19 protein-coding genes are annotated in these 24490 nt (G+C 62.8%); 8 read left to right on the plus strand and 11 right to left on the minus strand.

Annotation, left to right across the window (positions count from 1 at the left end):
* Positions 1–105: 105 nt before the first annotated feature.
* Both mfd and BLT75_RS01295 read right to left on the minus strand, forming a co-directional pair.
* Positions 106–3561, minus strand: a complete 3456-nt coding sequence (mfd, locus tag BLT75_RS01290) for a transcription-repair coupling factor (RefSeq protein ID WP_093026900.1) — start codon at positions 3559–3561, stop codon at positions 106–108.
* 24 nt (positions 3562–3585) lie between these two features.
* The gene (locus BLT75_RS01295; protein ID WP_093026902.1) at positions 3586–4110 is read right to left on the minus strand and encodes a component of SufBCD complex; all 525 of its coding nucleotides are present in this window, start codon (positions 4108–4110) and stop codon (positions 3586–3588) included.
* A gap of 122 nt (positions 4111–4232) precedes the next feature.
* Here BLT75_RS01295 and hemB point away from each other — a divergent pair, with 122 nt between their 5' ends.
* The 4 genes from hemB to BLT75_RS01315 all read left to right on the plus strand — a co-directional run bounded on the left by hemB (position 4233) and on the right by BLT75_RS01315 (position 9718).
* A complete protein-coding gene (gene hemB / locus BLT75_RS01300; RefSeq protein WP_093026904.1) occupies positions 4233–5231 on the plus strand; it encodes a porphobilinogen synthase in 999 nt (332 codons plus the stop codon).
* A gap of 132 nt (positions 5232–5363) precedes the next feature.
* The gene (locus BLT75_RS01305; RefSeq protein ID WP_093026906.1) at positions 5364–5936 is read left to right on the plus strand and encodes a lipid-binding SYLF domain-containing protein; all 573 of its coding nucleotides are present in this window, start codon (positions 5364–5366) and stop codon (positions 5934–5936) included.
* A 141-nt stretch (positions 5937–6077) separates the two neighbouring features.
* A complete protein-coding gene (locus tag BLT75_RS01310) occupies positions 6078–8543 on the plus strand; it encodes a penicillin acylase family protein (protein ID WP_093026908.1) in 2466 nt (821 codons plus the stop codon).
* Positions 8543–9718: a cation:proton antiporter gene (locus BLT75_RS01315; protein WP_093026910.1), complete on the plus strand. Its 1176-nt coding sequence runs from the start codon at positions 8543–8545 to the stop codon at positions 9716–9718. The genes BLT75_RS01310 and BLT75_RS01315 overlap by 1 nt, the downstream gene beginning before the upstream one ends.
* On the opposite strand, the gene hflX is transcribed toward BLT75_RS01315, so the two are convergent.
* The 4 genes from hflX to trkA form a co-directional block, all read right to left on the minus strand.
* Positions 9713–10984 carry a GTPase HflX gene (gene hflX / locus BLT75_RS01320; protein WP_093026913.1) on the minus strand — a complete coding sequence of 424 codons (1272 nt, stop codon included), beginning with the start codon at positions 10982–10984 and terminating at the stop codon, positions 9713–9715. The two genes, BLT75_RS01315 and hflX, sit on opposite strands and share 6 nt — an antisense overlap.
* The gene (gene hfq, locus BLT75_RS01325) at positions 10984–11223 is read right to left on the minus strand and encodes an RNA chaperone Hfq (RefSeq protein ID WP_005611588.1); all 240 of its coding nucleotides are present in this window, start codon (positions 11221–11223) and stop codon (positions 10984–10986) included. The genes hflX and hfq overlap by 1 nt, the downstream gene beginning before the upstream one ends.
* A 134-nt stretch (positions 11224–11357) precedes the next feature.
* Complete coding sequence (locus BLT75_RS01330; RefSeq protein WP_093026915.1) at positions 11358–12899, minus strand: TrkH family potassium uptake protein; 1542 nt, start codon at positions 12897–12899, stop codon at positions 11358–11360.
* Complete coding sequence (gene trkA, locus BLT75_RS01335) at positions 12899–14275, minus strand: Trk system potassium transporter TrkA (RefSeq protein ID WP_093026917.1); 1377 nt, start codon at positions 14273–14275, stop codon at positions 12899–12901. Before trkA ends, BLT75_RS01330 begins: the two co-directional genes overlap by 1 nt.
* Before the next feature lie 194 nt (positions 14276–14469).
* Here trkA and BLT75_RS01340 point away from each other — a divergent pair, with 194 nt between their 5' ends.
* Entirely contained in the window at positions 14470–14850 is a 381-nt protein-coding gene (locus tag BLT75_RS01340; RefSeq protein WP_245706299.1) for a hypothetical protein, read from the plus strand.
* 34 nt (positions 14851–14884) lie between these two features.
* On the opposite strand, the gene ntrX is transcribed toward BLT75_RS01340, so the two are convergent.
* The 5 genes from ntrX to dusB form a co-directional block, all read right to left on the minus strand.
* A complete protein-coding gene (gene ntrX, locus BLT75_RS01345) occupies positions 14885–16294 on the minus strand; it encodes a nitrogen assimilation response regulator NtrX (protein ID WP_093026919.1) in 1410 nt (469 codons plus the stop codon).
* The gene (locus BLT75_RS01350; RefSeq protein WP_093026921.1) at positions 16287–18575 is read right to left on the minus strand and encodes a sensor histidine kinase NtrY-like; all 2289 of its coding nucleotides are present in this window, start codon (positions 18573–18575) and stop codon (positions 16287–16289) included. Before BLT75_RS01350 ends, ntrX begins: the two co-directional genes overlap by 8 nt.
* Before the next feature lie 99 nt (positions 18576–18674).
* Positions 18675–20045, minus strand: coding sequence for a response regulator (locus BLT75_RS01355; RefSeq protein ID WP_093026923.1), 1371 nt, complete (start codon positions 20043–20045; stop codon positions 18675–18677).
* Positions 20045–21127 (minus strand): two-component system sensor histidine kinase NtrB, encoded by a 1083-nt coding sequence (locus BLT75_RS01360; protein ID WP_093026925.1) that lies wholly within the window; start codon positions 21125–21127, stop codon positions 20045–20047. Before BLT75_RS01360 ends, BLT75_RS01355 begins: the two co-directional genes overlap by 1 nt.
* Positions 21124–22107, minus strand: coding sequence for a tRNA dihydrouridine synthase DusB (dusB, locus tag BLT75_RS01365; protein ID WP_093026927.1), 984 nt, complete (start codon positions 22105–22107; stop codon positions 21124–21126). The genes BLT75_RS01360 and dusB overlap by 4 nt, the downstream gene beginning before the upstream one ends.
* Positions 22108–22290: 183 nt before the next feature.
* Between dusB and BLT75_RS01370 the strand changes: the two genes are divergently transcribed.
* Genes BLT75_RS01370 through BLT75_RS01380 form a run of 3 tightly spaced genes read left to right on the plus strand, consistent with a single transcriptional unit; the run spans position 22291 to position 24406 of the window.
* Complete coding sequence (locus BLT75_RS01370; RefSeq protein ID WP_093026929.1) at positions 22291–23424, plus strand: bifunctional 2-C-methyl-D-erythritol 4-phosphate cytidylyltransferase/2-C-methyl-D-erythritol 2,4-cyclodiphosphate synthase; 1134 nt, start codon at positions 22291–22293, stop codon at positions 23422–23424.
* Positions 23421–23918 (plus strand): phosphatidylglycerophosphatase A family protein, encoded by a 498-nt coding sequence (locus tag BLT75_RS01375; RefSeq protein ID WP_093026931.1) that lies wholly within the window; start codon positions 23421–23423, stop codon positions 23916–23918. Before BLT75_RS01370 ends, BLT75_RS01375 begins: the two co-directional genes overlap by 4 nt.
* Positions 23915–24406, plus strand: a complete 492-nt coding sequence (locus BLT75_RS01380) for a CinA family protein (protein WP_093026933.1) — start codon at positions 23915–23917, stop codon at positions 24404–24406. Before BLT75_RS01375 ends, BLT75_RS01380 begins: the two co-directional genes overlap by 4 nt.
* Positions 24407–24490 lie beyond the last annotated feature (84 nt).

Raw genomic sequence — 24490 nt, forward strand, 5'->3', positions numbered from 1 at the left:
CCGAGGCCTGGCTGCCCTGCACCTTCGCTTCGGGACGCTGAGCGAAGGGCGCCAAATCTTCGTAGAAGATTTGGCCTACAGATTTTTCGACGAAAAATCTGCGTCCTAGCCCTTGCCGTCTTTCCTGCCCACCGAAGCCTTCTCTGCAAGGTCGCGGGCGACGGCAAAGGCCCCCTTGATCTTGTCGGCATCCGACCGCCAGTCGCGGCGCACAACGATCTTGTTGTCCTTGATCCTGGCCAGTCCGTTTTCTCCCTGGATGAATTCCACCAGCCCGGCAGGTGACGCAAACTTGTCGTTGTGGAACTGGATCGTTGCCCCCTTTGGCCCGCCATCGAGCTTGGCTATGCCCGCGCGTTTGCACATGGCCTTGATCCGCACCACCAGAAGCAGCGTGTTCACCTCTTTCGGCAGCTTACCGAACCGGTCGATCAGCTCGGCTGCAAAGCCTTCCAGTTCAACCTTGGTACTGAGCGACGAAAGCCGCCGGTAGAGACCCAGCCGCACGTCCAGATCCGGTACATAGTCCTCGGGGATCAGCACCGGCACGCCCAGGTTGATCTGCGGCGCCCATTGGTCATCGGCCTCGCTCAGCCCCTCCATCTGGCCGCTGCGGATCCTGGCGATCGCCTCTTCCAGCATCGATTGGTAGAGCTCATATCCTACATCGGGCATCTGACCCGACTGCTCCTCGCCCAGCAGATTACCCGCGCCGCGAATATCGAGGTCCTGCGAGGCCAGCGAGAACCCCGCCCCCAGCGTGTCGAGCGAAGCGAGCACCCTAAGACGCTTCTCGGCGGCGGGGGTCAGGCGCGCCCTCGGCTTGGTGGTCAGATAAGCATAGGCGCGCGCCTTGGACCGGCCCACGCGGCCCCGGATCTGGTAGAGTTGCGCCAGACCGAACATGTCCGCCCGGTGCACCACCATCGTATTGGCGGTGGGGATGTCCAGCCCGCTTTCGACAATGGTCGTGGCCAGCAGTACATCGTATTTGCCGTCGTAGAAGGCGTTCATCCGGTCGTCGAGTTCGCCCGCCGCCATCTGGCCATGTGCCACCACATAGGTCAGTTCGGGCAATTGTTCCTTCAGGAAATTCTCGATATCCGGCAGGTCGGTGATGCGGGGCACCACATAGAAACTCTGCCCGCCCCGGTAATGTTCGCGCAACAGCGCCTCGCGGATGGTCACCGCGTCGAACTCGCTGACATAGGTGCGGATCGCCAGCCGGTCCACTGGCGGCGTGCCGATGATCGACAGGTCGCGCACGCCGGTCAGGCTCAGTTGCAGGGTGCGCGGGATCGGCGTTGCCGTCAGTGTCAGCACATGAACGTCCGAGCGCAGCTGTTTCAGCCGCTCCTTGTGGGCCACGCCGAAATGCTGCTCTTCGTCGATGATCAACAGGCCAAGGTTCTGGAACCGGATCCCCTTGGCCAAGAGCGCATGGGTGCCGATCACGATATCCACGGTGCCGCGCGCCAGCCCCTCGCGGGTCTGCTGTGCCTCCCTGGCCGAGATGAAACGGCTCAACTGCCGGACCTCCAGCGGAAAGCCCCGGAATCTTTCGCGGAAACTGCCCGCATGCTGGCGGGCCAAGAGCGTGGTCGGCGCGATGACCGCCACCTGCAACCCAGACATGGCCGCAACAAAGGCCGCACGCATCGCCACCTCGGTCTTGCCAAAGCCGACATCGCCGCAGATCAGCCGGTCCATCGGCATGCCGGAATGCAGATCGTCCATTACGTCTGCGATGGCGCGAAGTTGGTCGTCGGTCTCCTGATAGGGAAAGCGGGCGCTGAAATCCTCCCAGGCGTGCGGAGGTGGATCCATCACCGGTGCCTTGCGCAGGGCGCGTTCGGCCGCGATGCGGATCAGGCGATCCGCCATCTCGCGAATGCGCTCTTTCAGCCTGGCCTTCTTGGCCTGCCAGGCGCCGCCACCAAGTCGGTCGAGCAGACCCTCTTCGTGGCCGTATTTCGACAAGAGTTCGATGTTCTCCACCGGCAGGTAGAGCTTGGCGTCCTCGGCATATTCCAGCAACAGGCATTCATGCGCGGCCCCGGCGGCGGTGATCACTTCCATGCCTTGATAGCGGCCGATCCCATGATCGACATGCACCACCAGATCGCCGGGCAACAGGGATTGCGTCTCGGTCAGAAAGTTCTCGGCCTTGCGCCGCTTCCTGGGCTGGCGGATCAGCCGGTCGCCCAGAACGTCCTGTTCCGAGATCACCGTGATCTCCGGCGTCTCGTAGCCGTGTTCCAGCGCCCAGACCGCCAGATGCAGGCCGCGCTTGCCGATCCGGGTGCCGTTCGGAACCGGGATCGCCTCGGCCAGGCCCTCGTCCTCGATCAGCCCCATCAGACGCTCGCGCGCGCCTTCGGAGTAAGACGCGATCAGGACCGGGCCCTTGCCGAGCCTTGCCTTGATGTGATCCGCCAAAGCCCCGAAAAGGCTGACATTTTCCAGGGCACGCTCCGGCGAGAAATTGCGCCCGATCCGGCCACCCGCATCGATGACCCCCGGCCCGCTGGCTTGCGGCAGCGGGTTGAACTGCATCACCCTCCGCTCCTGCAACAGCGCGCCCCAATCGGCATCGTCCAGAAACAGAAGGCCCGGCGGCAAGGGCTTGTAGACACTGTCCATCCGCGCCCTGTCGGACATCGCCAGACGCCGGGTTTCATACTGATCCTGGATTCCGTCCCAGCGTGACAGGCGCGCGGCCGTCAACTGGTCATCCAGTATCACCGTTGCTCCCGGGAGATAGTCGAACAGGGTTTCCAGATCCTCGTGAAAGAACGGCAGCCAATGTTCCATCCCCTGGTGCTTGCGCCCGGCGCTGACCGCCTCGTAGAGCGGGTCGTCATTGCCCGCCGCCCCGAATTCGATGCGATAGTTCTGCCTGAACCGGGTGATCGCCGCCTCGTCCAGGATGACCTCGCTCACCGGGGCCAGTTCGACGATGTCGAGCTTTTCCGTGGTCCGCTGCGTTGCCGGATCGAACCGGCGTGCGCCATCCAGCACGTCGCCGAAGAAATCGAACCGAACCGGGCCGCTGTCGCCCGGCGGATAGATGTCGATGATACCGCCCCGGATGGCGTAATCGCCGGGTTCCATCACCGTTGGGCTCTGGCTGAAACCCATGCGGACAAGGAACTGGCGCAGCGCGTCTTCGTCGACCCTTCGGCCCACCTGCGCGGTAAAGGCCGCCTCGCGCAGCACTGCCCGCGCCGGCACGCGCTGGGTGGCGGCGTTGAGTGTCGTCAGCAGGACGAACCGTTCCGGCATCTGATGCACCAATGCCGCCAGTGTCGCCATGCGCGCCGCCGATACATCGGGGTTCGGCGACACCCGGTCATAGGGCAGGCAATCCCAGGCCGGGAACACGAAAACCGGCAGGTCAGGGGCGAAAAAGGCCAATCCTGCGCGCATTGCCTCCAGCCGTTTGTCATCGCGCGCGACATGCAGCACCGGACCGCCGGTGCGTGCAACTTCCTTCAGGATCAGTTGCGCGTCAAAGCCCTCGGGCGCTCCGCCGACCAGAACGTGGTTCGGTGCTTTCATCTCTGCTGCCTCCGTCTGCCGTGTTCAGCCAAGAGCACCGATTGACAGGTTCTGAAACATGCCCCAAAGGGACGTGAAGAAAATAGCCACCATGCCAATGATCTGCGTGAAGAACCGGCATCGTCCCAATGCACGCGCCAGATCTTCGCCTTCGAGTGCGCCGGCCCGGATACGGCGCGCCGTGGACAGGTTCAGCAGGGCAACCCAAGTCAACGGAAAAGCCAGCAGGAACACCGCTTGGGCGAACTCGATCCCATAGAAAAAACCGCTCATCGCCAAGGCGGACAGGATGAAACAGGAAAACGCAAGCAGCCAGATCCCTGAAACATCAACGATATATAGCATCCTGTTCACGTTGACCCGGGCAATATCATTCAGGTCCTGTACGGCCTGGCCTCCGACCCTGCGGGCGCGGGTGACCATATCGTATGGAACACCCAGCACCCAGTGGCTGGCCGACGACCAGACAACGGCCAGTGCAATCCAGAACCACAGGTTCGAAAAGCTCCGCATGTCGATGACTTCGAAGATCGACGAATACCAATCCAACCGTGTTGCCCCTCTGCTGGCCCCGTTCGCGGCCTTCTATCCCCAATACGCGGCCTTTGGTACCCTTGTGACCGGATCAAATCCATGCCACCCAATGGGCAAATGTGCAAGGAGAGCGCTGCATGAAGCCCACCGTCGCCCCCTTTCCCGCTGCCCGGTTCCGCCGCGCGCGCAGTTCGTCCGCCGTGCGCGCCCTGGTGCGTGAAAACAGCCTGAGCGTAGACGATCTGATCTGGCCGGTTTTCGTGCGCGATGGCGAAGGCATCGAGGAACCGGTCAGTTCGATGCCGGGCGTGGTGCGGCGATCGGTTGACCTGATCGCGAAAGCCGCGGTCGAGGCGCAGGCGCTGGGTATTCCCGCGATCTGCCTGTTCCCCTATACGGACGCCGCCCTGAAAACCGAGGACTGCGCCGAAGCCTGGAGTCCGGACAACCTGTCGAACCGCGCCATCCGCGCGATCAAGGCCGCCGCCCCCGATATCGCGGTGATGACCGATGTGGCACTGGACCCCTATAACATCAACGGGCATGACGGCTATGTGGTCGACGGAGAGATCGTCAATGACGAGACGGTCGAGGCGCTGGTCAAGATGACGCTGGCGCAGGCCGAGGCAGGCGCCGACATCATCGGCCCCTCGGACATGATGGACGGGCGCATCGGCGCGATGCGTCAGGCGCTTGAAACCGCGGGACACCACAACGTGATGATCCTGAGCTATGCCGCCAAATATGCCAGCGCCTTTTACGGGCCGTTCCGCGATGCGGTCGGCGCATCCGGCGCCCTGACCGGTGACAAAAAGACCTATCAGATGGACCCCGGCAATTCGAACGAGGCGCTGCGCCTGATCGAACGCGACCTGTCCGAGGGCGCGGATATGGTGATGATCAAGCCCGGAATGCCCTATCTCGACATCTGCCGGCGTGTGAAGGACACGTTCGGCGCACCGACCTACGCCTATCAGGTGTCAGGCGAATACGCGATGATCCAGGCGGCCGCGCAGAATGGCTGGATCGACGGCGAAAAGGTCATGCTCGAAAGTCTTCTGGCCTTCAAACGCGCCGGTTGTGACGGGATCCTGACCTATTTCGCCCCACAAGTGGCCCGCATTCTGAACGGCTGACGACATTTTCGGGCGAGAAGCCGCCGAACCCGGACAGTTCTGGCGTGACAGGGCTGTCTCTTCGGCATAATGTTAGCCGCAAGACCGGGAAAACCCGGCTTTTTTCAGGCAACTCTGCGAAAGACGAGAGACATGAGCAGCATCAGGACCCACCGACTGACCCGTCGTTGCTTTGCCCTTGGCATGGCCGGGCTGACCCTTACCGCCGCTTGCGGCAACGGCGTTGGCAATTCCAACGCGGCCCAGATCGACGCGCGGGTCACCGCGACGCTGAACGAGATGTACAGCGAGTTTCCGAACACGGTCGAGATCTCGCAAAAGGCCGCCGGCATGCTGGTGATGCCTCTGTTGACCGAAGCCGGGTTCGTTTTTGGCGGCGGCTATGGCCGCGGCGCACTGCGGATCGACGGTGTGACCGTGGATTACTATTCCGCCGTGAAGGGCAGTGCCGGTCTGCAGGTGGGCGCCCAGCAATATGCGCATGTGCTGTTCTTCATGACCCAGGATGCACTCAGCGAATTCCGCCGGTCCAGCGGCTGGGCCGCGGGGGCCGATCTGGAATATGTCGTAAGTGATCAGGGCGACTCGCTGGCGGCCGATACCAATACCTTGCGTTCGCCGGTACTGGCGGCGGTTTTCGGGCGAGCGGGCCTTCGGGTCGGGGCCACGCTGGAAGGCACCAAATATACGCGCATCATTCCCTGATCGCGGGCGGAGCCGGCCTGTTTCAAGGTCGGCTCCACCAGTGGAACCCGCTGTCAGACTGACGGTTCAACCCTTTCGTTCCAGCTGCCAATACCCTAGGATCGCGGCAAAATCTGTAATCGGTTACGCCTCGGGATACTCATGGGTCTGATCTTTCGCTGGCTTCTGCGCCTTGCTGCCGGACTTGTAGCGCTCGTCGTTGCGGCCATGGCACTGGTCTACTATCTCGCAGGGCAATCCCTGCCCGACTACACCCAGACACTGGAAGTTTCCGGCGTCGGCGCGCCGGTCGAGATCATGCGCGACAACAACAATGTTCCGCATGTCTTCGGCAGCTCGGATCCGGATGTGTTCTTCGGACTGGGCTACGCCCATGCGCAGGACCGGTTGTGGCAAATGACAACATTGCGCCGCACCGTTCAGGGCCGGTTGTCCGAAGTTTTCGGACAGCGCACGGTATCCATCGACCGGCTTTTGCGGCGGCTCGATCTGTATCGCTTGGCGCAGCAATCGGTCAGCGCGCAGGATGCTTACACCACTGCTGCGCTTGAAGCATATGCCGCAGGGGTGAACGCCCGTCTCGAAGAGATCAACGCCAAGGCGTTGGGCCGGGGCGCGCCGGAAATGTTCCTGTTCAACGCGCCTGTCGCGCCCTGGCACCCGGCCGACAGCATCGCGATCATCAAGCTGATGGGGCTGCAATTGTCTGGGCACCTGGAGGAAGAGATCCTGCGGGCCCGCACCTCTCTGATGCTGGATGATCAGGCAAGGTTGGTCGATATCCTGCCCGACGCGCCCGGGACCGGGGTGGCGGCGCTTCCGGAATATGCGGCCATGTTTCCCGGCGTCCCCCGTTACGCCGAAGCCCGGTCAGATCCGCGGGACCCTTTGTCCCCCTTGCCCCGGCACGGGCTTGCCGGCGCGTCGAATGCCTGGGCCGCGGCTCCGTCCCGCTCGGCCAGCGGCGGCACACTCCTGGCCAACGACCCCCATCTGGGGTTCGCGGCGCCCTCGACCTGGTATCTGGCCCGTCTGGAACTGGCCAGGGGCGGTGTCATCGGCGGAACCATCCCGGGCGTACCCCTTGTTCTGGTCGGGCGCGGCGAACGGCTGGGATGGGGCCTGACTTCTTCGTACATGGATGATCAGGATCTGTTCATCGAAAAGCTGAACCCGGACAACCCCGAGGAATACCTGACACCTTCGGGGTACAAAGCCTTCGAAACCCGGCCATCCATCATCGAGATAAAGGATGCCGCCCCGATCACGCTGACCTTGCGCTGGACCGAGAATGGTCCCGTTCTGCCGGGGTCGGTCTACGACCTTGAGACCATAACGCCGCCGGGTCACGTGGTCTCGCTTGGCTGGACCATGCTGGATCCCCGAGATACCTCGTTCTCGGCCGCCATGGCGCTGATGAACGCGGGAACCGTGGCCGAAGCCCTGCGTGCGACCGAAACATATGTGGCACCCTCACAGAACCTGACCCTGGCGGATCGGGAAACCATCGCCTTGAAGATGCTGGGCGCGGTGCCGCGACGGGACGCGGCCCATCAGAGCCAGGGCAGGTTGCCATCACAGGGCTGGCGGGCCGAAAACCGCTGGCAAGGCCGGATGCCAAACGCCTCCAACCCTGAATTCGTATCTCCGGTCGGCGGTCTGCTTGGCAATACCAACAACAAGTTGCTGGAGCGGCCGTTTCCCAACCATATCTCGTTTGTCTGGGGCGATACCCAGCGCGTGAGCCGATGGCAGCGGCTGATGCAATCGCGCGAGGTACACACCCGCGACAGTTTCATCGAGGCCCAGCTTGACCCGGTCAGCCCGACCGCCCGGAACCTGCTGCCCCTGATCGGTGCCGATCTGTGGTTCACCGGAGAAGCCGCACCAGCCGGCACGCCTGAACGGCAGCGCCAGATCGCGCTTGGTCTTCTGGCGGAATGGAATGGCGAGATGAACGAGCATCTGCCTGAACCGCTGATCTATGCCGCCTGGGTACGTGCCTTGCAGAAACGTCTGATCATGGATGAACTCGGACCGCTGGCGGAGGAGTTCAAACATGTGGAACCGTTGTTCATTGAACGGGTCTACAAGGATATCGACGGGGCGTCTGCCTGGTGCGATATCCGGCAAAGCGCGCCCGTGGAAACCTGCACCGAAATCGCAAGGCTGGCATTGGACGATGCGCTGGTCTGGATTGGCGAGCGCTATGGCACCGCACTGGAATCGCTGCGTTGGGGGGACGCCCATCAGGCGACCCACGATCATCCCGTTCTGGGTGAAGTCCCGCTTTTGCGGCATTTCGTGAACATCCGCCAATCGACAAGCGGCGGCGACAATACCTTGCAGCGCGGCCGAACGTCGGGAGAGGATCCGGATCCATTCCAGAACGTGCATGGCGCCGGGTTCCGGGGGGTTTACGATTTCGCGGATCCGGACAGTTCGGTCTTTGTCATCTCGACCGGGCAATCGGGACATTTCCTGTCCCGGCATTACGACGACCTTGCCCAGCTCTGGCGGCGCGGTGAGTATATTCCGATGTCGCTGGATACCGAATTAGCACGCGCAGCGGCGGTTGGTCTGACCCAGCTGGTTCCCAAACAGTGATGGAAGGCTATGCCTCCGCCCTGGTAGCGCTTGGCCTTCTGTTCCTTGCCGGACTGGCCGCCGACGGTATCGGGCGACGCACCAGCCTGCCCCGGGTGACGCTGTTATTGGGATGCGGGCTGGTCGCCGGCAGCGCCGGTTTTGATCTTGTCCCGCAGGGCCTGCGGGAAATCTATCCGATCGTTTCCGTGCTCGCGCTCAGCATGGTGGCCTTTCTGTTGGGTGGCGAACTGTCGGTCAAAACGTTGCGCGGGCATGGCCGGGAAATCGTGACGATTTCGATTGCGGTGGTGCTGGGCACTCTGCTGATCGTTTCCACGGGTCTGGTCGCGGTCGGAGTGCCACTGTCAGCCGCCTTGATAATCGGGGCACTGGCGACAGCGACCGATCCCGCCGCCACGGTCGACGTGATCCGACAGTCCGGAAAGGAAAATGATTTCACGAAGACCCTGAAAGGTATCGTCGCCATCGACGACGCCTGGGGCGTACTGGTCTTTGCACTTCTGATCGTGGTTGCAAAGACCGTCACCGGAGATGGGGCCGGAACCGGATTGATCACCGACGCCCTGGGCGAGCTTGCGGGCTCCATCGCCCTGGGGCTCGGGATTGGCCTGCCCGCCGCCTATCTGACCGGGCGGCTGTCGGACGGAGAACCGTTGCGGATCGAAGCGCTGGGTGTCGTGTTCCTGACCGCCGGCCTCGCCTTGTGGCTGGATCTGTCCTATCTGATCGCGGGCATGACGGCTGGTGCCGTCATCGTCAACCTCGCCCATCACCACACCATGGCGTTTCGCGAGATCGAACATTTCGAATGGCCCTTCCTGATCGTGTTCTTCATCCTCGCGGGTGCATCGCTGGATGCCGGAGCCTTGCTGGCGGTCGGCCCGATCGGGCTGGCCTATGTTCTGTTGAGGATCGTGGGCCGGGTCGTCGGCGGCTGGTTGGGTGGAACGCTTGCAGCCGTGCCGCCCCAGGAGCGAAAATGGTATGGTCCCGCCCTGTTGCCGCAGGCCGGCGTCGCCATCGGCATGGCCCTGATTGCGGCCGACTACTTTCCCGAGCATGGCGACATGATCACGGCACTGGCAATTTCCGCGACGGTCGCCTTTGAACTGCTCGGCCCGCTGGTCGCGGCCCTCGCCCTGCGCCGGGTTTCACAGAAGAGCCGTCTATAGGGCGGCGAATTGCGCCTCTTGTCGTGCGGTCCACGAAACCGTGATTTCGAAACCGGTCTCGGTCTGGCGCTCTGTCTCAACCACGTCTCGCTCGAACAGCCAGGCCCGGCGGCGGCCGTCGGAGAACTCAAGCCTGAGAACGGTTTCGTGGCGCACCTCGTCCAGTTGACTGGCAATCGCGGCCAGCAACCCGTCCAACCCCTCACCCGTCACCGCGGACACGGCGTACAGACTGGCATCGCGCTCGGCTCTCACCCGTGCCGATGCGTGTTGCTCGGGCGACAGCAGGTCGATCTTGTTCCAGACCTCAAGACGAGGGCTGCCCTCGGCAACGCCAAGCGAGGTCAGGATGGTCTCGACATCGCGGGCCTGTTCCTCGGTCGCGGCATGACTGATATCGCGCACATGCAGGATCAGATCCGCGGCAAGAACTTCTTCCAGCGTGGCGCGGAAGGCCGCCACCAGTTCTGTCGGCAGATCGGAGATGAATCCCACCGTATCGCTCAGGATGATTTCCGGCCCGTCCGGCAACCGGACCCGGCGCATGGTCGGGTCGAGCGTCGCGAAAAGCATGTCCTTGGCCAGAACCTCGGCCCCGGTCATCCTGTTGAACAGGGTGGACTTGCCTGCGTTGGTGTAACCCACCAGCGCCACGATCGGGTAAGGCACCTTGGCGCGCGCCTTGCGATGCAGCTCGCGTGTCTTGACCACCTTGTCCAATTGCCGCCGCAACCGGACCAGCTGTTCGTCGATGGCGCGGCGGTCGGCTTCGATCTGGGTTTCGCCCGGCCCGCCCACAAAGCCCAATCCGCCCCGCTGGCGCTCCAGGTGGGTCCAGGCGCGTACCAGCCGTGTCCGCTGATAGCTGAGCGCCGCCATCTCGACCTGCAACACACCCTCGCGGGTCCGGGCGCGGTCCGAAAAGATTTCGAGAATCAGGCCGGTCCGGTCGAGTATTTTGACCTTCCAGTCCTTTTCCAGATTGCGCTGCTGTACCGGGGTCAAGGGACCGTCGATCAGCACCAGTTCAATGTCATTGGCCTTGAACAGCGCGCCCAGTTCCTCGACCTTGCCCGACCCGAAAAGATAGCCCGGCTGCGGTTTCGCAAGACGAACGATACCCGAACCGATCACCTCGAGTTCGGGTAAGGCCGCCGCCAGCGCGACAGCTTCCCCGAGCGCCGGAACAGGGTCACGACGTTCGGGATCGGATTTCAACTCGGGGTGCAGCACCCAGGCACGGGTGCGCGCCCGATCATGTTCCATCAATTGGAATCTTCACCTTCATAGAGGCTGATCGGCTGGGCCGGCATGATTGTAGAGATCGCGTGTTTGTAAACCAGCTGCGACTGTCCATCACGGCGAAGCAATACGCAAAAATTGTCGAACCAGGTGATCACACCCTGCAATTTTACACCGTTGATCAAGAAAATCGTGACCGGGACTTTTGTTTTTCTAACGTGATTCAGGAATGCGTCCTGAAGATTCTGTCTGTCCGAAGCCATTTCTGTCCAATCTCGCCTTTATTCTTGCTACACGCCGCGGATCTGCGTGCACCTTCATTAAGAGTATGAATGCCTGATAAAGGATTTGCCAGTCGAAAAAAATGGAACTGCACAAAGGAATTGGCAGGCCGGTTTCAATTCCGCCACAGCGCCGGTGTGATCAGGGCAATGATCGCCAGGGTTTCCAGGCGTCCGATGATCATCGCCGCACAGAAAATCACCTTGGCCGCCACCGTCATTTCGATCAGGCGGATGGGTGCCTCGGTGGCGGTCTCGATCAATGGTCCAGTGGTGCTGAGCGCCGCGATACTGAGCACCATCGCCTGCTCGAAATCCAACCCGGCCGCAGCCAAGGCGACACAGACAGCGATAAGCGAAATGGCAAAAAGCATGAAAAATACCCATGCGATAAAAGCGCCGTCGCGCTGGATGCGGCGGTTGCGGCCCACCGCGGAACTCACCGATGAAGGATGAACCAGGCGTTGCAGCTCTCGCGTTCCGTTCAGGTAGAGCGCATAGACACGCAACAGCTTGACGCCTCCGGCCGTCGTTGCCACCCCCCCTCCGATAACCGACAGGCCCAGCAGGATCAGGCCCGGCGTGCCAAGGCCGGACCATTGCCGCGCTTCGGTCCAGTCGGCGGATTCGAACCCGGTCGTGGACAGGAACGACAGGGTCGTGAACAGCCCGCCCCAGAGCGCGTGCAAGGCGAGCCCGAGGTTCTCCGTCGAATTGAACTCGATGGCGCCGGACCAGTGCCGCAGGAACAACAGGGCCGTCACCGCGGCCACGATCAACAGGCCGATCAGGAATTCGGGGTCGCGGTCAAGCCGGGCATGGCCGCGCGTGGCCGTATCCGAGGAAAAAGTCAAACGCGACAGGGCGAAGAACATGAAGAGAAACAGGATTGCCTCGCCGGTCAGTCCGGCGGTCGACCCCGACAATCCGCCAACCGGAGAAATACCCGAAGTTGCCATCACCGACATCGCATGACAGATCGCGGTCAGTTCCGTCTCGCCCGCCGCCAGTAACAGAATGGCGACAACACCGGTCAAACCGGCGTAAACCGGGGTCAATGTGACGGCGACCCGGATCAGCCGGCCCCGGCTGTCCACCAGATCTCCCTGCCCCAGGCCCGACACGATGCGACCGGGTTGCCCCTGGGCCGTAACCTCGAACCCGCCCAGCGACAAAGGAGCGAGCACCGCCGACGCGGCAATCCACATCACAAGCCCGCCCAGCCAACCAACCGTGGCCCGCCAGAGATGCAGGGGGGCGCTCAGCCGGGACGGGTCTGGAAACATCTCGGCACCGGTCGTGGTTATGGCGCTGACCATGTCGAAATAGGCATTGAGAAAGCTCGTGGTCTTCAGCGCATCGTGAAACGGTATCGCCAGAAAAAGCGGCAGGACCGCGAATGTGGACAACAGCGCAAGCAGCTGACCCAGCGTTCCATGGCGCGACGGCCTTCCGGCACGCGCAAGCGCGATCATGGACACGATCGTCAGGCCTAGAATGCACGAATAGAGAAACGAGCGCGAGGTTTCGTGATCGTTCAGAACAAGCGCATGAACCGACGGCAAGAGCATGGCGATCGAGAAAGCGCCCCAGATGAGCAGGAACAGCGGCAGGCGCCGCAACAGTCCCCTTTCCTGCTGATGCCTGCGGTGTGCCATCAGAAGAAATCGATCGAGACCTGCATCAACCGTTCAACCTCCGGCACGTCGTCGGCCATGGCGAACAATGCGATCACATCCCCTTCCGATATGCGCAACTCGCCCGTCGGGCGCAGCACCTTGCCGTCCTTGCTGACCGCACCGACCAGCACACCTTCGGGAAAGTCGATGTCGCGGAGGCGCTGGCCTGCCATCGGCGAGGTCGAAAGAACCTCTGCCTCGATCACTTCGGCCTCGGCATCGCCGATGGAATAGACCTGGCGCACGCGTCCGTGGCGGATATGTCTCAGAATCGAACTCACGGTGGTGGCCCGCGGGTTGATGTATGCGTCGATGCCAAGCGGCCCCATCAGCGCCACCAGCGTCGGGTCGTTGATCAGCGCAATTGCCAACCGGCATCCGGCGGCCTTGGCCCGCACCGCGGCCAGCAAGTTGGTACGGTCGTCATCGGTGACCGCCAGCATCGCGTCGGCACGGTCGATGCCCGCCTCGCTCAGCAATGCGGCATCCAGCCCGTCGCCGTGCAGCACGATGGTCCGTTCCAGTGCCTCGGCCGCGCGTTCGGCATTGCGCCGGTCGCGTTCGATCACCTTGGCATGGATGCGGCTTTTATGGCTTTCCAGTTCGCGGGCGACTTCAAGCCCCACGTTGCCACCGCCCACGATCACGACGCGATCCTGTTTTTTTTGTGTCTTTCCGAATACTTCTATCGTCCTGCTCACGTCATCGACATGGCAGAACACATAGCATTCGTCGCCGGCAAAAATCTGATCGCCCGGTTCCGGCGCAAACAGGGTCCCCTCGCGCCGTATGCCCACTACGATCGACCGCAGGGTTGAAAACAGGTCGGTCAGCTGACGCAACGGCGTATTGATGATCGGGCTTTCCTCGTCCACCGACAGGCCGACCAGCTGCGCCATTCCCCCCATGAACACTTCCGTGTCGAATGCGGCCGGCGCCGAGAGCCTGCGCATGGCGGCCGCGGCGACTTCACGCTCGGGGCTGATGACCACGTCGATGGGCAGATGTTCACGCCGGTAAAGATCGGAATAGATTGCATTCAGATAGGACTGGGACCGCAGGCGCGCGATCTTTCTCTGGACGCCGAAAACCGAATGCGCAACCTGGCATGTCACCATGTTAACCTCGTCGGAGTAGGTCGCAGCGATGATCATGTCGGCATCGCGCGCGCCGGCTCGCTCCAGCACATCGGGATAAGAGGCAAAACCGGCGATCCCCTGGACATCCAGCGTCTCGGTCGCCCGACGCACCAGGTCTGGGTTGTTGTCCACCACGGTAACGTCGTTCAACTCGCCTGACAGATGCCGGGCGATCTGCCAGCCGACCTGCCCCGCACCACAGATGATGACCTTCATGCTCTGGCCCCTTTTGCCTGAGGTTTTTTGAATGACAGATGGCCGTGACCGGGTCAATTCAATTGTCAGGACTGCGGGTTGGTGCCAATCTGGGCCTCATGAAACATGTTCTGGGAACAGTGCTGACCGCTTTGATTCTGACGGGCTGCGGCCCTTTGTCGATTTACTTTCGGGAAGGCATCAGCGTCTCCAGAATGCAGTCCGATACAACCGACTGCCAGGTCAAGGCGCTCAGGGATGCGCCTGTCGCCACCGAGATCCGGCAACGCCCGCCGATCTATTTTCCGGGCCGGACGGTCTGCAATGCCGCTGGCCAGTGCTATACAACGCCGGGTTGGTGGGAGCCCGGAAATGTCTATTCGGTCGATCCGAATGCCGGTCTGCGCAGCCGGGTCGAACAGCAATGCATGGCGCAAAAAGGCTACTCACCGGTTCAGCTGCCCAGTTGCAGCCAGAACGTCGCGGCCCAGGTCCAGCCGGTCAGGGGCGCCAAGCTGCCCCCGCTGGGTCCCAAGTCCTGTGTCGTGAGGTTCGAGGACGGCTCGATACAAGTCGTAACACCGGCTGCGGGTTGATCCCGCGGGTGACGCGGGACTTTCCCGAAAAGCCTTATTCCGCCGCCTCGACCTCGTCATCGGCAAAGGCCAGGCGCGCGCCGGATTTGCCGGATGTTACCACTCCCAGCGACTTCAGCTTGCGATGCAAGGCGCTGCGCTCCATGCCGACGAAACTTGCGGTGCGGCTGATATTGCCGCCAAACCGGTTGATCTGGGTCAGCAGATACTCGCGCTCGAATGCCTCGCGGGCCTCACGCAGCGGCAGGGTGGCCAATGCTCCGGACAGGACTACCCGGCCTTCTTCGATCTTTTCCTCGTTGCTGGGCAATTCGCGGGCTTCGATCGGGCCGGTGCTGTCTCCGAGAATCAATACCCTTTCGACAAGGTTCTTCAGCTGCCGTACGTTGCCGGGCCAGGGCATGGTCTGCATGAGCGCCACGGCTTCCTCGCTGATCTCGCGCAGCGGAAGCCCCTGGCTCTGATGGCAGCTTTCGATGAAATGCGCGGCCAGCACGGGAATATCCTCGCGCCGGTCCTCTAGGGACGGAACGGAAATCGGGACCACATTCAATCGGTGATACAGTTCCTGCCGGAACCGTTCGGCGCGGATTTCCTCTTCGAGGTCGCGGTTGGTCGAGGAAATGACCCGCAAGTCCACCCGCACCTTGTCGGCGCCGCCGACCCGTTGGAACTGTTGATCCACCAGCACGCGCAGGATCTTGGACTGGGTGCCAAGCGGCATGTCGGCGACTTCGTCGAAGAAGATGATGCCGCCATGAGCCTGTTCCAGCAGCCCGGGTTCGACCCCGCGGTCGGCGGTTTCACGGCCGAACAGGACCTCTTCCATCCGCTCCGGTTCAACCCCGGCACAGTTGACGGTCACGAAAGGCGCGTTCGACCGGTTGGAATTGGCGTGAATATAGCGCGCGGCAATCTCCTTGCCCGAGCCAGCCGGACCGCGCAGCATGACGCGCCCGTTCGACTTGGTGACCTTGTCCAGTTGATTGAGCATCGCCCGAAAGGCCGCGGATTGCCCGATCATTTCGGTGGACGAGACCTCGCGGCGTTTGAGCTGCGCATTCTCGCGGCGCAGCCGGGACGTTTCCATCGCGCGGCGGATCACCACCATGAGCTGGTCGATGTTGAAGGGCTTTTCGATGAAGTCGTAGGCGCCCTGCTTTATCGCGGCTACGGCGATCTCGATATTGCCATGACCCGAGATGATGACCACCGGCACATCCGGATTGTCGCGCTTTACCGCCTTCAGGATGTCGATCCCATCCATCCGGCTGTCCTTGAGCCAGATATCAAGGATCAATAGCCCCGGTGGTTCGGCATTGATGGCCGCCATGCAGTCTTCGGAATTTCCGGCTAGCCTGGTGGAAAACCCTTCGTCCTCGAGAATGTCCGACACCAGTTCGCGGATGTCACGCTCGTCATCAACGATCAGAATATCACTCATTTCGCCCTGCTTTCGCTTTGGTTTTGGCCGCTGGTCTTTGGGTTGCGGACTTTTGCGCCGGGTTGTGCCCCGGCAGACGGATCACGGCCATCGCACCGAAATGGTCCTGTCCGTCGAAAACGGGAGCATCTTCGAGCTGAAGCGTCCCGCCATGTTCCTCGATGATTTTCTTGACGATGGGCAGGCCCAGGCCGGTGCCTTCGTCACGCGTCGTCACATAGGGCTCGAACAGGCGCGCCCTGTCCTCAGGCAGGCCGATCCCGTTGTCCGCAATGCTGATGACAGTTCCGGCGCCTTCTGCCGCGAGGCTTACCCGGATTTCGGGCCTCAGATTTTCGGGGGCGCCTTTTTCCTGCAAGCTCTCAATGGCTTCTCCGGCGTTCTTGATAAGGTTCGTCAGAGCCTGACCCAACATGGTTGCATCCACATCGCCCCAGACTTCTTCGTCCGGAATGGAGAGAGCGAGCTTTACGCCCGGCTGGCCGGTCTGCTGCAACAACACGGCGTCGCGCACCAGTTTCACCAGGTTTTCTTCATGCCGGACCGGTTCGGGCATGCGCGCGAATTTCGAGAATTCGTCAACGATGCGCCGCAGATCATTGGTCTGTCGTACGATCACGTCGGTCATGGATTCGAGACTTTCGCTATCCGCCTCATCCAGTTTTTGCGAGAACTTGCGCTTGATCCGTTCGGCGCTCAGCTGGATCGGCGTCAGCGGATTCTTGATTTCATGAGCGATGCGACGCGCGACGTCGCCCCAGGCGGCCATGCGTTGCGCGCTTACAAGATCGGTCACATCGTCGAACGCGATCACATAGCCTTCGAGCGTCTGGCCGTCGCCGCGGCGGGTCGCCATGCGCACAAGCAGGTTTTCCAATTGCCCCTTGCGGGTCACCTTGACCTCGGCCTGAACGGTTTCCTGATTGCCTTCCATCAAGGTTTCGAACAGCGGAAGGAACTCGGGCACCGCGATACCGATTGCAAGGCTCTGTTCATCACCCGACCAGTCGAGCAGGCGTTCCGCCGACCGGTTCACGAACGTCACCCGCCCCTGCGGGTCGAGACCGACCACCCCGGAGGTGACAGAACTGAGAACCGAGTCGAACAGACGCCTGCGGCGCTCGATCTGATGCGTGTTTTCCAGCAAGGCGTCGCGCTGAGCCTTCAACTGCCGGGTCATCTGGTTAAAGTACCGCCCCAGCATCGCGATCTCGTCATCGCCGCTTTCCTCCGGCACCTGCACGCCAAGATCGCCGCCGCCGACCCGCTGCGCCGCGGTCGTCAACCGGCCGACGGGCCGCGACAGGCGTTCGGCGAACCACAACCCCAACCAGACTGCGGCCAGAATCAGGATGACGGCAAATCCCAGGTAGAGCAGGCCGAATTCGAACAGCACCCTGCCCCGTTCGTTTTCAAGCTGCTGGTAGAGATGAACCGTTTCCTTGGTGTCATCGAGCAGGTTCAGAATGCTGCCATCCACCGTTCGGCTGACATAGAGATAGCGGTCGGGATAGGCGGTGAGCGGAACAAGCGCCCGGAACTCGTTGTTGTTCCAGTCCTGGATGATCGCCAGCCCGGAGGACAGCGCCGAGTCGAATTCCGTACGCGAGGGTTCTTCGTAGTCGAACTGATAGGACCGATCCCCGCGCGCCTTGATCTGGCCCGTTCCGTCGATCACGTAAGCCTCGCGCAGGCCGCGCTGTATCTGCTTCTGCCCTTGCGCAAGCACACCGCGCAATTCGGCATCGGTGATGAAGAAATTGACCGCCCGCGCCTGGTCGAGGTAGCGGCCCAGGGCATGGGCATCCTGTTCCAGACCTTCGCGGTGCTCCTTCTCATAGGCTTCGGCAGCCGCCAACGAGGCGCCGACAACGTTGCGCACCCGGTCTGAGAACCAGCCTTCGAGACCAATATTGAGCGTCAGTCCGGCAAACACGGCCACCGTGACCGTCGGTATCAGCGCCAGCAGCGTGAAGACCCCGATCAGCCGCAGGTGCAGGCGGGAACCCGCCGATTTCTCGCGCCGCGCGGCGACAAGACGACCGACCTGAGAGATCACAAGCGCCGCCAGGACCAGAATGTAGATCAGGTCCGCCAGCAGGATGAGTCGCAGCGTGTTGGAAGTGGCGCCCAGATCGAAAGGCCCGGTCACGAGATAGGTCGCCAGTGTCAGGGCCGGGCCGAGAATGACGAGCCCCAAAGTCCCGATATTGCGGGCCTTTCGGGTTTTTCGCCAATCGGTAAGCGATAGAAACGACCCGCTCTGTGACCGGGATGCCACCTGCTGCCCTCATCCTGATGTGCCGCTTGCGCGACGAACCGCCATATCTCGTGGTCCTTGCCGGGATGCGACCCGGATGCCACGGCTTGTGTGACGATATTACATCAGTTTGCGGCGTCGTGTCACCTGAATATCGAGATCGGTGATTTTCTTTCGCAACGTATTCCGGTTGATCCCCAAAAGATCCGCGCATTTCGCCTGGTTGCCTCCGGATGCGTCCAAGGCGATCTCGATCAGCGGCGCTTCGACTTCACGCAGGATGCGCTGGTACAGGCCGGGCGGCGGCAGGACGTTGCCGTGCAAATCGAAGTACCGCCGCAGATGCCGGGCCACTGAGGCAGAGAGCTTCTCGGTATCGCCCCGCCCCCCCAGCGCCGGCTCCAGATCCGGTTGATTGCCCAGAACCTGCTCTGCTTCGGCGCGGGTGATCTCCTCCGCCCGGCTGATCAGCGACAGCCGTCGAACCGCGTTTTCCAGTTGCCGCACGTTGCCCGGCCAGGAATAGATCCGGAACAGTTCGGCGGCTTGCGCACTCAGCCATCGTTTGGGGGCGCCGTCCCGCTCGGACTTGTTCAGGAAGAACTCGGTCAGCAAGGGAATGTCATCTACCCGTTCTCGGAGCGAGGGCACGTGAATCGGTGCGCCGCATAGCCTGTAATACAAGTCCTGTCGAACCCTGCCCGCCTCCATCGCCGCGGCCATGTCGGTCTGGCTGGTGGCCATGAACCTCGGAACATAGTCGCCAGGGGCATCCATCATTCGCACGATCCGGGCCTGGATCTCGTCGCCGATATCCGCGATCTCGTCGATCAGAAGCGTACCGCCCTTGACCCGGGCGAGAACACGCGCCGGCCCCTCAAGCTCCTGCATATCCGCAGCCGTGACCGTGACGAAGGGCAAGGTCCGGCGATCGGAAAAGTCGTGGATCGTCCGGGCGATCAGAGACTTTCCGGTACCGCTTTCACCGGAAATCATGACCGGCAGATCCGTGTTCATCACCTTGGCCACCAGGCGGTACAGCGCCTGCATGACAGGTGTCCGCCCGATCAACGGCAGTTCGTCGGGCCGTTCGCTGACCTCCTCGCGCCTGTCCTGCGGGGAACGCCGCTTTTTCTCCAGCGCCCGCGCGGTGCGCTTCATGAGGTCGGGCAGATCGAAGGGTTTGGGCAGGTAATCATAGGCTTCGGCCTCGGCCGCCTGGATTGCGGTCATGATCGTGTTCTGCGCGGAAATGACGATCACCGGTAGGCCGGGTCGGTCCTGCGAAATCTTCGGCAGCATTTCCAGCCCGTTGCCATCCGGCATCATGACATCCGAGATCACAACGTCGCCCTTGCCCTCGGCCACCCAGCGCATCAGCGTTGTCAGGCTCGATGTCGCGTGAACCTTGCATCCCGCGCGGGTCAGCGCCTGGGTCAGAACCGTGCGGATCGTGCGATCGTCGTCCGCAACCAGAACCGTGCCATCCATCAGGTCTTCTCCTCTTCTGCGCGGCCCTTGGGCACGCGCGGCAACGACAGGCGGAACACGGTGCGTCCAGGCACCGAGTCCACGGAAATCCAGCCGTCATGGTCGGAAATGATCTTGCTGACCAGCGCCAGCCCCAGTCCGGTTCCGTTCTCGCGCCCCGAAACGAACGGGTCGAAGATATCGGCGCGGATGTCATTGGGCAGGCCCGGGCCGTCGTCGATGATCTCGATCTGAAGCGGCAGCGAATGGCCCGACCCGTCGCTGCGGCGCAGGCGGAAGGAATGTTCGAAATAGGTGTGCAGCCGGATGATCCCGCCATCGGATCCCGCCGCTTCGGAGGCGTTCTTGAGCAGGTTCAGGATCACCTGCAGCAGCTGGTCGGGATCGCCATAGGCCAGCGGCAGCGAGGGGTCGTAATCCTCGATGATGGTCATGTGCGCGCCAAACCCGAGGAGCGCCGAACGCCGCGCTCGGTCCAGCACGTCGTGGATGTTCACGGGCTTGAAATCGGGCGTGCTGAGGTTGCCGAATTGCTCGACCTGCTCCAGCAGCTTCACGATCCTGCGACTTTCCTCGACGATGAGGTCGGTCAGTTCCAGATCCTCTGCGGCAAGGTTCATGCTCAGCAGTTGCGCCGCCCCGGTGATGCCCGCCAGCGGGTTCTTGATCTCGTGCGCCAGCATCTCGGCCATGCCGATGGCCGATTGCGCGGCCGATTTCACCGAATGGCTCTGGGTCATGCGCCCGGCCAGTTCGCGCGGGCTGACCAGAATCAGCATCGAGCCGGGGTGCCCGACCAGCGGCGCGATCTGCAAGCCGCATTGCAGCGGCGCGCGGCTGCCCGAGCCCACGTCGATATCGTTGACGAACAGCGGCGTGCCCTGCTTGCGGGCCCGTTCGAACGCCTGTTCGATTGGCGCGTCGATCGCAAGCTGGTCCCAGATCGGGTGCCCGACAACCGATTTGCGCGAAGCGTTGAGGAAACCCTCGGCGGCCGAATTCACATCCGCGATCCGGTCGTTTTCGTCGATCAGAAAGGCCGGAACCGGCAGCGAGGTCCAGATGGCGCCATCGGCGTTCATGCCGCCACCTCCGTTTCCGGTGTCAAGGCGTCGGCCAACAAGCGGATGACCACAGCAGGTTCGCGGCCGGTCAGAACCGCCTTGCGCAATTCCGGGGCCGTGCCGGCCTCGTCCATGTACCAGCCCAGGTGCTTGCGTGCGACCCGCAGCCCAAGTTCGGCGCCGTAGAAGGCCAGCATCGCCTCGTAATGACGGGTCACCATGTCGACCAGTGCCTGGCCGCGCGGGATTTCTGGTGCGGTCGTGCCATACAGCGCATGCGAGATCTCGGCCAGCGCCCAGGGCCTGCCCTGCGCGCCGCGTCCGATCATCACCCCGTCGGCCCCCGATTGCGCCAGCGCGGCACGGGCGGCGGCGGCATCGGTGATGTCGCCATTGGCGACGAGCGGCACGTTCACGGTCTCGCGCACCGCGCGGATCGCCGCCCAGTCCGCCCGCCCCTTGTAGAACTGGCACCGGGTGCGTCCGTGGATCGTGACCATCTGCACCCCGGCCTCCTGTGCGCGATAGGCCACGTCGGGCGCGTTCATCAGGTGTTCGTCCCATCCCAGACGGGTCTTGAGCGTCACCGGCACGGCGACCGCCTCGACCACCGCCTCGATGAGTCGCAGCGCATGATCGGGTGTCTTGAGCAGGGCCGAGCCCGAGTAACCGTTGGTCACCTTCTTTGCCGGGCAGCCCATGTTGATGTCGATGATGCGGGCGCCCCGGTCCTCGACCTGGCGGGCAGCCTCGGCGATCCAGTGCACCTCGCGCCCGGCAAGCTGCACGGCGGTGTTTTCCACGTCCGCCGACAGTTCGGCGCGCTCACGCACGCCGGGCTTGGCCTGAACCATCTCCTGGCTCGCGACCATCTCGCTCACCACCAGCCCGGCGCCAAACTCCATCACCAGGTCGCGAAACGGCCTATCGGTGATTCCAGCCATCGGCGCCAGCAGAACCGGCGGGGTCAGGGTTTTCTCTCCAAGACGCAAGGTCACGTCTGCCTAATCCTTGTGCAGTTGAGCCATTGGTAATGAGGCATAGCCTTTTGCACAATGAATCCACGGGGATCAAGGCGGAAGAAATGCGCATCTGCCTAATTTTTAAGCTGGTGGGCGCAGGTGATTGCCAGCGAACGCATCACCTCATAAAGATCGGCCCGCAAACGTCAGGGAGACACCATGTCCACAGCCGCAATCATCGTCGCAGCCGGGCGCGGTACACGCGCCGGGGGCGATCTGCCAAAGCAATGGCAGATGCTGGCGGGCCGGCGCGTCGCGGACTGGACGCTGGAGCGGTTCTCCATTCCGCAGATCGGCCATGTGGTGCTGGTGCTGCACCCCGAGGACCGCGAAGCCTGGAATGAATTCGCGGACAAGCCGCTGATCCTCGCCCCCGGCGGGTCGGACCGGGCGGCATCGGTGCGCAACGGGTTGGCGGCGCTCGACGGTCTGGGCATCACAAAGGTGCTGATCCATGACGTAGCCCGCCCCTGTGTATCGCGGGAACTGATCATGTCGGTTCTGAACGCGCTCGACACCCATCGCGCGGCGGCGCCGGGGCTGCCGGTCACGGATGCACTCTGGTCCGGAAGCGAGGGCCATGTCACAGGCACCCGCGACCGCGCGGGCCTGTTTGCCGCGCAGACGCCGCAGGGCTTTCACTACGATGACATCCGCACCGCCCATGCCGCCCACCCGGACGATGCGGCCGACGATGTCGAGGTCGCCCGCGCAGCCGGGATCTCGGTTGCCATCGTTCCGGGAGAGCCGGATAATCTGAAGATCACCCGCGCCGGGGATTTCGCCCGTGCCGAACGGATATTGAGGCAGGACATGGATGTGAGACTCGGCAATGGCTACGACGTACACCGGTTCGGCCCCGGCGATCACGTGATGCTGTGCGGCGTTCGTGTGCCGCATGACCGCGGTCTGCAGGGCCATTCCGATGCCGACGTCGGCATGCACGCGGTGACCGACGCACTCTATGGCGCATTGGCCGAAGGCGATATCGGCCGCCACTTCCCGCCTTCTGACCCGCAATGGAAAGGAGCGGCCAGCGAAATCTTCCTGCGTCACGCCGTCGACCTCGCGGCCCGCCGCGGCTACACGGTGTCAAACATCGACTGCACACTGGTCTGCGAATATCCCAAGATCGGCCCGCATGCCCTTGCCATGCAACAGGAAATGGCCCGGATCATGGGCATCGACGCAACCCGTGTCTCGGTCAAGGCCACCACCTCCGAGCGTCTTGGCTTCACTGGCCGGGGCGAAGGCATCGCGGCACTTGCCACCGCCTGCCTGGTGCGGCCATGACCGCCGCCCGGCTGATCGCTACCGTTGCGGGCGTCGGATACCTGCGCCCGGCCCCCGGCACCTGGGGTTCGCTGGCGGCCCTGCCGCTGGCCTGGATCATCCATCAGGCGGGCGGATTTCCGGCTTTGGTCGTGGCGACACTGATCGCGTTTTTCGGCGGCCTCTGGGCCACCGGCGTCATGACCGCCGGGCAGGCCGATCACGACCCCTCGGAAATCGTCATCGACGAAGTCGCGGGCCAGTTCCTTGCGCTCTGGGCCATCTCGCTGCCGGCCTGGCTGCACGGGCTCGACATTTCGGCGCTCTGGCCCGGTTGGGTGTCGGCCTTCGTGCTGTTTCGCCTGTTCGACATCACCAAGCCCGGCTGGGTCGGCCGCGCCGACCGGCGCGGCGACCCGTTGGGGGTGATGCTGGACGATATCGTCGCCGGTGGGTTCGCCGCGTTGGGAACCGCCCTGCTGGCGACTCTGTCTCATGGAGTGCTGGGCCTGTGACCGTCGCCGACCTTCTGGACCGCGCCAAGACGCTTGGCGTCACCATCGCAACGGCGGAAAGCTGCACGGGCGGCATGGTCATGGCGGCGCTGACCGACATTCCCGGCAGTTCAGCCGTGATCGACCGCGGGTTCATCACCTATACCAACGCCGCCAAGCGCGACATGCTGGGCGTGCGCAAGGCGACCCTGGACGCGCATGGGGCCGTGTCCGAGGAAGTGGCCCGCGAGATGGCCGAAGGGGCGCTGGATTTCTCGCAGGCCACGCTATCGGTTGCGATCACCGGTATTGCCGGCCCCGGAGGCTCCGAGTTCAAGCCCGAAGGCAGGGTCTGTTTCGCCCTTGCGGGTGAAGGTTTCGACACTGAAACGCAAACCGTAGAATTCGGCGCACCGGGACGGGATGCCGTGCGCCGCGCCGCGCGCGAACACGCCCTGGTTTTGCTGGATCGCGGGCTTTCTCTGATCGCCAGCAAATCGGGCAATTGATCGCCAAATCCGCACACAAATTAATCACTTCTGGAAAAGCGTCATTTTTGAGCGCCCTTGCGCCCGGCTGCCTCTTTTTCCCGC

This window comes from Ruegeria marina, assembly GCF_900101475.1.
GTDB classification, from domain to species: domain Bacteria; phylum Pseudomonadota; class Alphaproteobacteria; order Rhodobacterales; family Rhodobacteraceae; genus Ruegeria_B; species Ruegeria_B marina.

Coding starts and splice junctions, on each gene's coding strand:
- mfd (WP_093026900.1), bottom strand. CDS start 3,561: ATGAAAGCACCGAACCACGTTCTGGTCGGCGGAGCGCCCGAGGGCTTT.
- hemB (WP_093026904.1), top strand. CDS start 4,233: ATGAAGCCCACCGTCGCCCCCTTTCCCGCTGCCCGGTTCCGCCGCGCG.
- BLT75_RS01305 (WP_093026906.1), top strand. CDS start 5,364: ATGAGCAGCATCAGGACCCACCGACTGACCCGTCGTTGCTTTGCCCTT.
- BLT75_RS01310 (WP_093026908.1), top strand. CDS start 6,078: ATGGGTCTGATCTTTCGCTGGCTTCTGCGCCTTGCTGCCGGACTTGTA.
- BLT75_RS01315 (WP_093026910.1), top strand. CDS start 8,543: ATGGAAGGCTATGCCTCCGCCCTGGTAGCGCTTGGCCTTCTGTTCCTT.
- hflX (WP_093026913.1), bottom strand. CDS start 10,984: ATGGAACATGATCGGGCGCGCACCCGTGCCTGGGTGCTGCACCCCGAG.
- hfq (WP_005611588.1), bottom strand. CDS start 11,223: ATGGCTTCGGACAGACAGAATCTTCAGGACGCATTCCTGAATCACGTT.
- BLT75_RS01330 (WP_093026915.1), bottom strand. CDS start 12,899: ATGGCACACCGCAGGCATCAGCAGGAAAGGGGACTGTTGCGGCGCCTG.
- trkA (WP_093026917.1), bottom strand. CDS start 14,275: ATGAAGGTCATCATCTGTGGTGCGGGGCAGGTCGGCTGGCAGATCGCC.
- BLT75_RS01340 (WP_245706299.1), top strand. CDS start 14,470: ATGCAGTCCGATACAACCGACTGCCAGGTCAAGGCGCTCAGGGATGCG.
- ntrX (WP_093026919.1), bottom strand. CDS start 16,294: ATGAGTGATATTCTGATCGTTGATGACGAGCGTGACATCCGCGAACTG.
- BLT75_RS01355 (WP_093026923.1), bottom strand. CDS start 20,045: ATGGATGGCACGGTTCTGGTTGCGGACGACGATCGCACGATCCGCACG.
- BLT75_RS01360 (WP_093026925.1), bottom strand. CDS start 21,127: ATGAACGCCGATGGCGCCATCTGGACCTCGCTGCCGGTTCCGGCCTTT.
- BLT75_RS01370 (WP_093026929.1), top strand. CDS start 22,291: ATGTCCACAGCCGCAATCATCGTCGCAGCCGGGCGCGGTACACGCGCC.
- BLT75_RS01375 (WP_093026931.1), top strand. CDS start 23,421: ATGACCGCCGCCCGGCTGATCGCTACCGTTGCGGGCGTCGGATACCTG.